A 12855-nucleotide genomic window follows, 5' to 3' on the forward strand; every position below is an offset into this window, starting at 1 on the left:
CCAGGCAGGAGGCAGGATGGCAACGGCCACGAAGACGCCGGCTAAACGAGCCACGTCTCAAACAAACGCGGCAGCCGCAGCAAAGTCGACACGAACGTCGGCTCGCGCGGACAGCGGCGCGGTAAAGAAAGCATCGTCGAAAGCCGCCGGGGTGGCGGCGAAGACAGGCACGCGTGTAACGGCCGGCGCAGCGGCGGGTGCAGCGAAGAAGGCCGTGGTCAAGCGCGCGCTGAACGGCGTGTCGGCGCACGCGCCCGCATCGAAGCGCGCCAAAGCACCGCGTGCAAAAAGCAATGGCGCGTTGCCTGCCGAACTCGCCGGCGACGTGCAGGAACTCGCGCGCATTACGCACGAAGGGCACGAAGGCGAAGTCGTGCGCAAGACGCGCGCGTCATCTAGTGTGGGCGGCGAAGCAGCGGGTGCTGCTGAACTCGCGGTGCCGGTGCAGATCGGCGGCCTCACGCCTGAAGTCACCCGTCCGGCGTATTGGGACAAGGCGTGCGCGGACCTCGTCAAGCGCGACCGTATTCTGAAGAAGCTGATTCCGAAGTTCGGCCCGGTGCATCTGCTGAGCCGTGGCGATCCGTTCGTAACGCTCGCGCGTTCGGTGGTCGGGCAGCAGATTTCGGTGGCGTCCGCGCAAGCCGTCTGGGCGAAAGTCGAGGCGGCGTGTCCGAAGCTCGTGCCCCAGCAGTTCATCAAGCTCGGTCAGGACAAGCTGACCGCATGTGGGCTGTCCAAGCGCAAGGCCGAATATGTGCTCGATCTCGCGGAGCACTTCGTATCGGGCGCATTGCACGTCGGCAAGTGGACGTCGATGGACGACGAGGCGGTGATCGCCGAACTCACGCAGATCCGCGGCATCGGCCGCTGGACAGCGGAAATGTTCCTGATCTTCAATCTGTCGCGCCCGGACGTGCTGCCACTCGACGACCTCGGCCTGATCCGCGCGATCAGCGTCAATTACTTTAGCGGCGAGCCGGTTACGCGCAGCGAAGCGCGTGAGGTTGCGGCAAACTGGGAGCCGTGGCGCACGGTTGCAACCTGGTACATGTGGCGTAGTCTCGATCCGTTGCCGGTCGACTACTGAAAAACAAGAAGCGATACCGTTTCAAAAAACTATCGATTGTTTGGCATTGATAGTTGCGAGATGGTTTTGACATCGGCGAGCGCGGTTAGAATACGCGCTGCCGGTAAGTCCAAGGATTACAACCAATGAAGACCACCTTTCTGGATTTCGAACAGCCGATCGCGGAACTTGAAGCGAAGATCGAAGAATTGCGCTTCGTGCAGGACGATTCGGCCGTCGATATTTCGGAAGAGATCGAGCGGCTGTCCAAGAAGAGTCAACAGCTCACCAAAGATCTGTACGCGAACCTCACTCCGTGGCAGGTTTCGCAAATTGCCCGACACCCCCAGCGCCCGTACACGTTCGATTACGTGAACGAGCTATTCACTGATTTCCACGAGCTGCACGGCGACCGCAACTATGCGGACGACCTGTCGATCGTCGGCGGCCTCGCGCGTTTCAACGGCCAGGCCTGCATGGTGATCGGCCATCAGAAGGGTCGCGATACCAAGGAGCGCGCGCTGCGCAACTTCGGCATGCCGCGTCCGGAAGGCTATCGCAAGGCCGAACGCCTGATGCGTCTTGCCGAGAAGTTCAGCTTGCCGATCTTCACGTTCATCGATACGCCGGGCGCATACCCGGGCATCGGCGCGGAAGAGCGTGGCCAGTCGGAAGCGATCGGCCGCAATCTGTATGTGATGGCCGAGTTGAAGACGCCGTTGATCGCCACGATCATCGGTGAAGGCGGCTCGGGCGGCGCGCTCGCGATTGCCGTCGGTGACAGCGTGCTGATGCTGCAGTTCTCGACCTATTCGGTGATTTCGCCGGAAGGTTGCGCGTCGATCCTGTGGAAGAGCGCTGCGAAAGCGCCGGAAGCCGCGGAAGCGCTCGGCCTGACCGCGCATCGCCTGAAGGCGCTCGGCCTGATCGACAAGATCGTCAATGAGCCGCTCGGCGGCGCGCATCGCGATCCGAAGGGTATGGCCGCCATGCTGCGCCGTGCGCTCGCCGATTCGCTGCGCCAGTTCCAGGGCATGAGCATCAACGACCTGCGTCAACGCCGTTTCGAACGGTTGATGTCGTACGGCAAGTTCAAGGAAACGACGCCGGGTGCTTAAGCCCGCGCGCGTTCTCTTTCGTCCTTCGGCGCTTGACGCGCTAGCGACGTGACTCCCACCGCTGATTCGCCCGCCGACCGCCTCGTTCTCGAGGCGGTCGGCGTGGCGCTGTCCGCGTTGCCTGCGAGCGTGCGTATAGCGGTGGCGTTCAGTGGCGGCGTCGATTCGAGTGTGCTGCTCGATGCGGCGGTGCGTGTCGCGGGTGCGTCGCGTTGTGTTGCGTTGCATGTGCATCACGGCCTCAGCGCTCACGCCGACGAGTGGCTCGCGCACTGCGAAACGTTCGCGCGGGAACGTGGTGTCGAATTCGCGGCGCAGCGCGTCGAGGTGCCGCGTGACGTGGGCGTGAGTATCGAGGCCGCGGCGCGCGATGCGCGTTATCGCGCGCTGGACGCAATGTGCGCAACACGCGCCGTTCACACACTATGGCTCGCGCAGCACGCCGACGACCAGGCGGAGACGGTGCTGTTGCAACTGCTGCGCGGCGCGGGCCTCGCGGGTCTTGCTGCGATGGCGCCCGAGTACTTGCCGGCGGGTGCCTCCGCGGTGCGCGTAAGACCTTTGCTGCACCTGCTGCGTGCGCAACTCGAGCAGTATGCGAGCGCCCGCGATCTGCGCTGGATCGACGACGAATCGAACGCGGACACACGTTATGCGCGCAACGCATTGCGTCACGAGGTGACCCGGGCGCTGGCCGTCCACTTTCCTGGTTTTCGCGACGCACTAGCGCGCACGGCGGCGCATGCGGCATCGGCGCAACGTCTGCTCGACGATCTCGCGCGCATCGATCTGGACGCAGCAGTGCGCGATGAAGGTCGTGCGCTATCGCATGACGCGCTGCTCACCCTCAACGACGATCGTGCGCTCAACCTGCTGCGTTACTGGATGCGCACGTTGGGGCTGGTTGCGGCATCGACCGCGCGTCTTACCGACGCTTTGCGTCAGCTGCGCGAAGTCGGGGAAGCCGGCGAGGGTCATAGCCTGCGCATCGATCATGCGGGGCAGGCATTGCGCAGTTATCGCGGACTCGTCTACTGGGAAGCGGGCGATAGCAGCGAACCCGCCGACGAAACCGCGCCCGCTGAACGCGCAGTGAGCGAACTCGCATGGCAGGGTGAAGCGATCTGGCGTTTGCCGCAATGGCGGGGTACTTTTGTGTTTGTCGCTATCGACGAGAATCTGGGCGGAGATGCCGGCGCCGTGTGCGACGGCGACGGTGACGGTGACGGTGACGGCGATGCTCACGGCAATACCGATGCAGCGTCGGGCGATCCCGATACGCTTCCCGTCAGCGTTTTACACCGGGCGTTGTTGAGCGCGCGCTCGCGCAGTGGCGGCGAACGGATGCGCACGAGCGCTGCACCAGGCAGCCCGAGCCGTACGTTGAAAAACCTGTTCCAGGAGCGTGGCATTCCCGCATGGAAGCGCGACGTGCCGCTGCTTTACGTAGGCGACGACCTGCTGTTCGTGCCCTTGCTCGGCCTGAACCGTGCAGTGGTGCCCGAGCCGGTCAATGCGGCCGAACAACGCGTCAGAATCAACTGGCGCGACGATTTGCTGATCGCCTGACCGACCAGTCGGACAGATAGGTTGTCTATCCGGTGAATCGCCGAAATAGGGCGCAAAGCCGCGCCGGACACGCCTTTTCAGCCGGTAATATGGAGCATTCGACGGGCATTTTGGCTTGTCTTTTTGCGCTCGATCGGGTAATTTAGCTCGTTTGCCCGACCCGATTTCGCCGTCGCTTTTGTCAATTTTTCGGTTTCCGCGCGTGATCCGTCGTTTCCGGTAAGCCACTAGCGATCATTCCCGGGCAAATCCGCGCGTGTTACACGCGTGCTGCATCTACGCCGCCACACACTTTGCCGTCGTTCACAAGACGTTGCGCTCCTGTGTTTTTGTGCGGTCGTCTCCAGCGCGCCAGCGCGGTTTATCCTCCAGTTCAGAACGACAATGGCACTCATCGTACATAAATACGGCGGCACCTCGATGGGCTCGGTCGAGCGCATCAAGAACGTCGCCAAGCGCGTCGCGAAATGGCACAAGGCCGGCCACAAGATGGTCGTCGTGCCGTCGGCGATGTCCGGCGAAACCAACCGCTTGCTCGGTCTCGCGAAAGAAATCACGAGCCAGCCGAGCCCGCGCGAACTCGACATGATCGCCGCCACCGGCGAGCAGGTCAGCTCGGGACTGCTGGCCATCGCGCTGCAGGAAGCCGGCGTCGACGCGGTCAGCTATGCCGGCTGGCAAGTGCCGGTCAAAACGGATAGCGCGTTCACGAAAGCACGCATTAGCGAAATCGACGGCGAGCGCGTGCTGCGCGATCTCGACGCAGGCAAAGTGGTGGTGATCACGGGCTTCCAGGGCATCGATCCTGACGGCCACATCACTACGCTCGGCCGTGGCGGTTCGGATACGTCCGCTGTCGCCGTCGCTGCCGCATTGAAAGCCGACGAGTGCCTGATTTACACGGACGTCGACGGCGTCTACACGACCGACCCGCGCGTGGTGGAAGAAGCGCGCCGGCTCGATCGCGTGACGTTCGAAGAAATGCTGGAAATGGCAAGCCTGGGTTCCAAGGTGCTGCAGATCCGCTCGGTGGAATTCGCCGGCAAATATCAGGTGAAGACGCGCGTGCTCTCGAGCCTGACCGATCCGCTCATCCCGCTCGACGCTGAAATGAAGTCGGGCACCCTGATTACTTTTGAAGAAGACGAGACCATGGAAAAAGCAGTCATCTCGGGTATCGCGTTCCAGCGCGACGAAGCTCGTATTGCCGTGATGGGCGTGCCCGACAAGCCGGGCATCGCTTATCAGATTCTCGGCCCGGTGGCGGACGCGAATATCGACGTCGACATGATCATCCAGAACCAGAGCGTCGAAGGTAAAACTGCCTTCACGTTTACGGTCGGCCGCGGCGACTATCAGCGCGCCATGGACATTCTCACGGGCCAGGTGAAGGGTCACGTGCAGGCTGAGCAGGTGCTGGGCGATCCGAAGGTGTCGAAGGTGTCGGTGGTCGGCGTCGGCATGCGTTCGCATGTGGGTATCGCGAGCACGATGTTCCGCACGCTGTCGGAAGAGGGCATTAATATCCAGATGATCTCGACCTCCGAAATCAAGATTTCGGTGTTGATCGACGAGAAGTATATGGAGCTCGCCGTGCGCGCGCTGCATAAGGCGTTCGAACTGGATCAAGCGTAATTTGCTGCACGGGGTGGGGCGTACACGAGCGCCTCATCTCTGAATGCATGGCTGCATGCGCGGGCAATGTGACGCGGCCAATGTGGATTGATTGCGTCGTCGATGACAAAACTGGCACAAAAAATGTGCGGTAGACATTGACCTTCGCGGTTCGGCCCGCTATTATCTTGGCTTCGTTGCGCTGACTCCCTGCGCAACCGAAAGTTTGGGAGACGTGGCCGAGAGGTCGAAGGCACTCCCCTGCTAAGGGAGCATCTGGGCCAAAACCTGGATCGAGGGTTCGAATCCCTCCGTCTCCGCCAGAAGTGGTAGAGAGAACCCCGCAGAGTCTAGGCTCTGCGGGGTTTTGTTTTTTGCGGGCCGCTTTTCCGCTTCTGCAAGGCGATTCGCCGCCGATACCCTCAAAGTAAAATTTTCGACATGCTTCGGATACCCAATTAAATTGGTGGGGCGTATTTCCCTTTGGCTCGACGCGACGATCAGACGGTTCCTTTGTTACAGATCGCCCGGTTTTTCACCAAAATATGGGTGCATGTAACCAGACGTAACGCAGAGGTCCACAATGCGATCTTATGCATCAGTTATTACAAAGTTGAAATACGCGGATGATTGCCTTGCGCTATATTTCGGCCAACAACACACATTCTTCAAAAGGGTGAATCCATGAAGTCCGCACGTCTTGTTCCACTTCTGATCGGGGTTCTCGGGTTGGCTGCGTCGGGTGCTGCAATGGCCGGCGGCCTCAGCGTTGGTGTGAACATCGGCATCCCCGCGCCGGTTTATGTCGCGCCGGCTCCGGTTTATGCACCGCCGCCGCCGCCTCCGCCGCCCGTCGTGTACCAACCGGCTCCCGTCTACTACGGCGGCCCGGCGATCGTGATCGGCTGGCACGGCGACCGCTACTGGGACGGTCACCGCTACTGGGCGCGTGACGACTGGTATCGCCATCATCCCCCGGGCCGCTACGATTACGGCCACGACCACTACGACAATCATCGTGGCTGGCATTGAGCCATCAAACGCCGTAGTTGACGCAGTCGCCGCGTCGAAAAAAACCGCCCGGATGAACGGGCGGTTTTTTATTGCGCCCGCGAAACCTGCAGACTGATTTGAAAGCTGCGAGTCAACGTTGCAAGCAGAGGAAGTCGCCGGCAATCGCTTCGCGCGGCGCAAAGCCGATCGAATGGACCAGGCCGTCGAGCCCGTCCCAACGCGCCTTCAGCGAGACGAAGAGGGAGTCGATCTGCGCGTCGGCAGCAACGTCGCATGGGAACATCCTGTCGCTTCCGAACTCGGTGGCGAACTCCGTGATGCGGTCCTTGAAGCGCTCGCCGGCATACGTGAACGCCAGTTCGGCGCCTTCGCGCTGGCAGGCTTGCGCGATGCCGTACGCAATCGAACGGTGCGACAGCAGACCGGTCAGCAGGCTGCGCTTACCAGCGAGGAAGCCCGTGAATTCTCCCAATGAGGTCTGCACACCACGCACGTGAGCCTCGCGCAGATGAGATGTGCGGATTGCGCGGGTTTATTGGGTAGAATTCTTTCACATTGCAATTGCCCACTGACCAATAAGGCCCCTATGACAACAGGCTCGCGATGGGTTCAAACGCCTCGTGCACTGCGGTGCAGCGTGATTCACAGGCTATCGCGTGTCGGTCTACCGGTTGTGCCGCGCTCCTGGCGCTCAGCGTGCGCTGTCGTAATGTGCGGAGTGTCGGCTCTCGCCGGTTTGCTCGTGGCGCCCGAGGCCCAGGCGGTCTATGCGATCGCGCAATATGGCGAGCCGAAGTATCCCGCGGATTTCAAGCACTTCGACTACGTCAATCCGGATGCGCCAAAAGGCGGTACGCTGGTGCTGGCCAATCCGAGCCGGCTCACCAGCTTCGATAAATTCAATCCGTTCACACTGCGCGGTAACCCCGCACCGGGCATCGATCTGATGTTCGAAAGCCTGACCATCGGCAGCAGCGACGAAGTAGCCTCCGCCTACGGGTTGCTTGCCGACGACATCAATATCGCCCCGGATGGGCTGTCGACCACCTTCCACATCAACTCGCGCGCACGCTTTTCGAACGGCGATCCGGTCACCGCGGACGACGTCAAGTTTTCGCTCGACACGCTGAAGAGCCCGCAGGCCGCGCCGCAATTCGCGTCGATCTTCGGCGAGATTACGCGCGCGGTGGTGGTCGATCCGCACACGATCCGCTTCGAGTTTCATCAACGCAATCGCGAGTTGCCGCTGCTCGTGGGCAGCATGCCGGTGTTCTCGCACAAGTGGGGGATGAAGCCAGACGGCAGCCGCATCGCGTTCGACCAACTGGCGTTCGAGAAGCCGATCGCCAGCGGGCCTTATCTGATCGATCAGTACGAGAACGGTCGCACAATTACCTATCGACGCGATCCGAATTATTGGGGCGCGACGTTGCCGGTGCGGGTCGGAATGAACAATTTCGATCGGATCGTCTACAAGCTGTATTCGGATAACACGGCGCGGCTCGAGGCGTTCAAGGCGGGCGAGTACGACGCACTGGTCGAATATGTTGCGCGCAATTGGGTGCGGCGCGACGTCGGCAAGAAGTTCGATAGCGGCGAGTTGATCAAGCACGAATTTCCGCAGCATAACGGCACCGGCATGCAGGGCTTCGTGCTCAACACGCGGCGGCCATTGTTCCAGGACGTGCGTGTGCGCGAGGCGCTCGATCTCGCGCTCGACTTTCAGTGGCTGAACCGGCAACTGTTCTTCAATCAGTACACGCGCATCGACAGCTTCTTCGCCAATACGGATTTGCAGGCGAAGGGTATGCCAACGCCTGGCGAGTTGGCGCTGCTCGAACCGTGGCGCGCCAAGCTCGATCCGGCCGTGTTCGGTCTGCCGCCGAAGCAGCCGGACACCGATCCGCCAGGCTCGCTGCGCGCCAATCTGCTGCAAGCGCGGGCGTTGCTGCAGCAGGCGGGGTGGACCTATCGCGACGGCGCATTGCGTAACGCCAAAGGCGAGCCATTCCAGTTCGAGATTCTCGACGATTCCGGCTCGTCCGCCCAGTTTGAGCCGATCGTTGCGACCTTCATTCGTAATCTGCAGAAGCTCGGCATTACCGCGACGTTTCGCGTATCCGACTTCGCGGTCTATCAGAAGCGACTCGACGCGTTCGACTTCGACACGACCACGATCCGTATGGCGGACGTGCAGGTGCCCGGTTCGGAGCAGATCGACCGGTTCGGCAGTAAGGCTGCGGACACCCCCGGCTCGGACAACGTGATCGGGTTGAAGTCGGCGGCCGTCGACGCGATCCTGAGCGCGCTCGTGCATGCGCAGACGCGGGAGCAACTGATCGACGCGACGCACGCGCTCGACCGCGTGCTGATGCATGGCTACTATGTGATTCCGCAGTGGTACAGCGCGTCGCACCGGGTGGCGTTCAAGCGCGGGCTTGCGTGGCCCAAGACGTTGCCTCTGTACTATGGGGCGGAAGGCTGGATCACGTCGATGTGGTGGTATGCACAGCAGCCGCCGCAACAGCCGCCGCCACAAGCTCAGGCGCGCTAAAGCGTCATTCATTCACCGCCTTCGCACCGGAAACGACGCCATGTGGAGCTACATCCTCAAACGCCTGCTGTTGATGATCCCGACCTTGCTCGGCGTGCTGACGCTGACCTTCGTCGTGATCCAGTTCGTCCCGGGCGGCCCGGTCGAACAGATGCAGCATGAGCTGCGCAAAGGCGCGGAGAACGGCGCGCCGTTCGGTCTGCGCGCGCACACCGGTGTCGACGCGCAGCAGATCGCGCAATTGAAAGCGCTGTATGGCTTCGACAAACCGCCGCTCGAACGCTACGTCCTGATGCTAAAACGCTTCTCGACGTTCGATCTTGGCCAGAGCTATTTTCGGCACCAAAGCGTGTGGTCGCTGATCGTTTCGAAGTTGCCGGTGTCGATCAGCATCGGCTTATGGACCTTCTTCCTGACGTACCTGATATCGGTACCCTTAGGGATAGCCAAGGCGGTGCGCAACGGCTCGCGCTTCGATATTGCGACGAGCCTCGTCGTGCTGGTCGGTTACGCGATTCCGGGCTTTGTATTGGGCGTGCTGCTGCTGGTGCTGTTCGGCGGCGGCAGCTTCCTGCAGCTGTTTCCGCTGCGCAATCTCACCTCGGACAACTGGGCGCAGTTGAGTTTTGGCGGCAAGATCGTTGACTACCTGTGGCATATCACGTTGCCGATCACGGCTTCGGTGGTGGGCAGTTTCGCCGTCGTCACCATGCTGACGAAAAACGCCTTCCTCGACGAAATCCGCAAGCAATACGTGCTGACCGCGCGCGCCAAAGGTTTGTCGGAAAAACGCGTGCTGTGGAAGCACGTGTTTCGCAATGCGTTGCTGCCCTTGATCGTCGGTTTTCCGGCGGCGTTTATCGGTGCGTTCTTCACCGGCAGTCTGCTGATCGAGACGCTGTTTTCGCTCGACGGACTCGGCCTGCTGTCGTACGAATCGGTGGTGCGGCGCGACTATCCGGTCGTGCTCGGCACGCTGTATCTGTTCACGCTGATCGGTCTTGCGACCAAGCTGATCTCCGATCTTTGCTATGTGTGGGTCGATCCCCGCATCCAATTCGAACAACTGGAGCGCTGATGAATCGAGCCCGCCTTTCCGCCGATGCGGCGGCGCGCACCGAACCGGTTCGCGCGTTCGTCTCGCCAACGCCGGCGCGGCGCGTCTGGCAGCGTTTTCGCCGGCAGCGCCTTGGCTACTGGAGTCTGATCATATTCGTCGTCGCGTTTGCGGCGAGCCTCGCCGGGCCGTTGTGGTCGAACGACAAGCCACTCGTGGTGCGCTACGAAGGGCAGTTGTATTTTCCGATGTTCAAGACCTACGCGGAGACCACCTTCGGCGGCGACTTTCCGACGCCTGCCGATTATCTCGACCCGTATATCAAACACCGTTTCGATACGCCGGGTAACTTCGCTGTATATCCGCCGAACCGGTACTACTACGACACGCTGAATTATTTCTCGAAGGCGCCGAACCCGGCGCCGCCGTCGCGCGATAACTGGCTCGGTACCGACGACCGTGGTCGCGATCTGTTCGCGCGTCTTCTGTACGGTTTTCGCGTGTCGGTGGAGTTCGGGTTGGTGCTGACCTTGATTGGCACCGTACTCGGAATTGCCGCGGGCGCCGTGCAGGGTTACTTCGGAGGACGTACCGATATCATCGGGCAGCGGCTGATAGAAATCTGGAGTGCCATGCCGGAGCTTTACCTGTTGATCATTTTCTCGTCGATCTTCGAGCCGGGGTTCATTCTGCTGATCGTGCTGCTGTCGTTGTTCGGCTGGATCGGCTTGTCCGATTACGTGCGCGCGGAATTTCTGCGCAACCGTCACCAGGACTATGTGCGTGCGGCGCGAGCGATGGGGCTCTCGAACTGGCAGATCATGTGGCGGCACGTCTTGCCCAACAGTTTGACGCCTGTGATCACGTTTCTGCCGTTTCGCATGAGCGGCGCGATTCTCGCGCTCACCAGCCTCGACTTTCTCGGCCTCGGCGTGCCATCGCCGACGCCAAGCCTGGGCGAGCTGCTTGCGCAAGGCAAAGCGAATCTCGACGCATGGTGGATCTCGTTGTCCACCTTCGGCGTGCTGGTCGCGATGCTGTTGCTGCTGACGTTCATGGGCGATGCCCTGCGCAACGCGCTGGACACTCGCATCTCCGATGCCATGCGCGCTGGAGGCAACCAGTGAACGCCACAGTGGAGGGCAATGCAAAACAAACCGTGACGCCGCCGCTGCTTGAACTCGATCATTTGCATGTGACCTTTGGCGACACCGTCGCAGTGAACGACGTGACGCTCGCCATCCAACGCGGCGAGCGGGTCGCGCTGGTCGGCGAGTCGGGCTCGGGCAAGAGCGTGACCGCGCTGTCGATCTTGCGTCTGTTGAGCGACGCGCAGGTCAGCGGGTCGATCCGTTTCGACGGCCAGGATCTGCTCGCCAAAAGCGAGCGTGAGATGCGCGGCATGCGCGGCTCGGACATCGCGATGATCTTCCAGGAGCCGATGACGGCGCTCAATCCGCTCTATACGGTCGGTGACCAGATTGCGGAGACGATCGTCGTGCACGACGGCGTAACGGCGAACGAAGCGCGTAAGCGCGCCGTGGCGCTGCTGGGACGCACGGGCATCGCCGAGCCTGGCAAGCGCGTGAATAGCTATCCGCATCAGCTCTCGGGCGGTCAGCGGCAGCGCGCGATGATCGCGATGGCGCTCGCGTGCCGCCCACGCCTATTGCTGGCCGATGAGCCGACGACGGCGCTCGACGTGACGATCCGCGCGCAGATCGTCGACCTGCTGCAGGAGCTGCAACGCGACGAAGCCGAGAAACGCGGCATGGCCGTGTTGCTGATCACGCACGACCTGAATCTGGTGCGCCATTTCGCGCAACGCATCGCGGTGATGGAGAAGGGCGTACTGGTGGAAAGCGGGCCGGTCGAGCAGGTCTTCGAGTCGCCGCAACATCCGTACACGCAACGTTTGCTGGCGAGCCGGCCGCAGCGCACGGTGGTCCCTGTGCTGCCGATTTCACCCGTGCTGCTCGAAGCGCGCGATGTCTCGGTCGATTTCAAAACGAAACTGCCGGGCTGGAGCGGCTGGTTCCGCTCGGGGCGCTTCCGCGCGGTCGCTGATGCGAACGTGTCGGTGCGTCAGGGCGAGACGTTGGGGATCGTCGGCGAATCGGGTTCGGGCAAATCGACGCTCGCGATGGCCCTGCTCGGTCTGCAACGCACCGCGCACGGCGAGATCGAGTTTCAGGGCAGGGCGCTCGGCAGCTATCGCGGCGCCGAACAGACCGCCTTACGCTCGAATATGCAAGTTGTCTTTCAGGATCCGTTCAGTTCGCTTTCGCCGCGCCAGACCATCGAGCGGATCGTCGGTGAAGGGCTTGCGCTGCATCGGCCGCAGATGAGCCAGGAGGCGCGGCGCGACAAGGTGGTGTCGGTCCTGCGCGAAGTCGGTTTGGACCGCACGGTGTTGTACCGCTATCCGCATGAGTTCTCCGGCGGCCAGCGTCAGCGTATTGCGATCGCGCGCGCTCTGGTGCTGGAGCCACGCATCCTGATCCTCGACGAACCGACCAGCGCGCTCGACGTGTCGATCCAGCAGCAGGTGCTGAAACTGCTCGCCGGGTTGCAACAGAAGTACAACCTCGGCTTCGTTTTCATCAGCCACGATCTGGCCGTGATCGGGGCGATGGCGCATCGTGTCGCGGTCATGCAAAACGGTTCAATCGTCGAAAGCGGGGACGTTGAGCAGATTTTTGCGACACCGGCGCACCCTTACACTCGAAAGCTGCTGAAAGCGTCGCTTGATCATTGATTTTGCACTCTTTCACCAATTGGGTGCGTGTCTCGATTGTATTTTTCTATTTGTTTTGACATGTGAATACTTACTGGCTAGTATCGACCAGACTTTTTTCCG

Annotated in this window: 9 protein-coding genes, 1 tRNA gene and 1 pseudogene; 10 read left to right on the forward strand and 1 reads right to left on the reverse strand. The window is 61.5% G+C overall.

Translation table 11 applies throughout. The annotated features are described in order from the left end of the window. The first annotated feature begins 16 nt into the window (after nucleotides 1–16). The 6 genes from HHL24_RS03365 (at nucleotide 17) to HHL24_RS03390 (ending at nucleotide 6402) form a co-directional block, all read left to right on the forward strand. Nucleotides 17–1090 (forward strand): DNA-3-methyladenine glycosylase family protein, encoded by a 1074-nt coding sequence (locus HHL24_RS03365; protein ID WP_169483970.1) that lies wholly within the window; start codon nucleotides 17–19, stop codon nucleotides 1088–1090. Nucleotides 1091–1215: 125 nt separating this feature from the next. Continuing rightward, nucleotides 1216–2187 carry an acetyl-CoA carboxylase carboxyltransferase subunit alpha gene (locus HHL24_RS03370; RefSeq protein ID WP_027799587.1) on the forward strand — a complete coding sequence of 324 codons (972 nt, stop codon included), beginning with the start codon at nucleotides 1216–1218 and terminating at the stop codon, nucleotides 2185–2187. A 48-nt stretch (nucleotides 2188–2235) separates the two neighbouring features. Then, nucleotides 2236–3756, forward strand: a complete 1521-nt coding sequence (gene tilS, locus HHL24_RS03375; protein WP_169483971.1) for a tRNA lysidine(34) synthetase TilS — start codon at nucleotides 2236–2238, stop codon at nucleotides 3754–3756. Nucleotides 3757–4140: 384 nt separating this feature from the next. Next, nucleotides 4141–5391, forward strand: a complete 1251-nt coding sequence (locus tag HHL24_RS03380) for an aspartate kinase (RefSeq protein ID WP_169483972.1) — start codon at nucleotides 4141–4143, stop codon at nucleotides 5389–5391. Between the two features lie 208 nt (nucleotides 5392–5599). Further along, nucleotides 5600–5693, forward strand: a tRNA-Ser gene (locus HHL24_RS03385). Nucleotides 5694–6054: 361 nt separating this feature from the next. Continuing rightward, a complete protein-coding gene (locus HHL24_RS03390; protein ID WP_169483973.1) occupies nucleotides 6055–6402 on the forward strand; it encodes a hypothetical protein in 348 nt (115 codons plus the stop codon). A 127-nt stretch (nucleotides 6403–6529) separates the two neighbouring features. On the opposite strand, the pseudogene HHL24_RS03395 reads toward HHL24_RS03390, so the two are convergent. Then, nucleotides 6530–6856, reverse strand: a pseudogene (locus HHL24_RS03395) (SDR family oxidoreductase); the annotation flags it as partial. A 237-nt stretch (nucleotides 6857–7093) separates the two neighbouring features. On the opposite strand from HHL24_RS03395, the gene HHL24_RS03400 reads away from it, so the two are divergent. Genes HHL24_RS03400 through HHL24_RS03415 form a run of 4 tightly spaced genes read left to right on the forward strand, consistent with a single transcriptional unit; the run spans nucleotide 7094 to nucleotide 12753 of the window. After that, nucleotides 7094–8938: an extracellular solute-binding protein gene (locus HHL24_RS03400; RefSeq protein WP_230417322.1), complete on the forward strand. Its 1845-nt coding sequence runs from the start codon at nucleotides 7094–7096 to the stop codon at nucleotides 8936–8938. Between the two features lie 40 nt (nucleotides 8939–8978). Beyond that, nucleotides 8979–10016, forward strand: a complete 1038-nt coding sequence (locus HHL24_RS03405; RefSeq protein WP_169483976.1) for a microcin C ABC transporter permease YejB — start codon at nucleotides 8979–8981, stop codon at nucleotides 10014–10016. Further along, the gene (locus HHL24_RS03410) at nucleotides 10016–11122 is read left to right on the forward strand and encodes an ABC transporter permease (RefSeq protein WP_169483977.1); all 1107 of its coding nucleotides are present in this window, start codon (nucleotides 10016–10018) and stop codon (nucleotides 11120–11122) included. The genes HHL24_RS03405 and HHL24_RS03410 overlap by 1 nt, the downstream gene beginning before the upstream one ends. Beyond that, nucleotides 11119–12753 carry an ABC transporter ATP-binding protein gene (locus HHL24_RS03415; protein WP_169483979.1) on the forward strand — a complete coding sequence of 545 codons (1635 nt, stop codon included), beginning with the start codon at nucleotides 11119–11121 and terminating at the stop codon, nucleotides 12751–12753. Before HHL24_RS03410 ends, HHL24_RS03415 begins: the two co-directional genes overlap by 4 nt. The last annotated feature ends 102 nt before the right edge of the window (nucleotides 12754–12855 follow it).

It is taken from the genome of Paraburkholderia polaris, assembly GCF_012927345.1.
In the GTDB taxonomy this organism is placed as follows: domain Bacteria; phylum Pseudomonadota; class Gammaproteobacteria; order Burkholderiales; family Burkholderiaceae; genus Paraburkholderia; species Paraburkholderia polaris.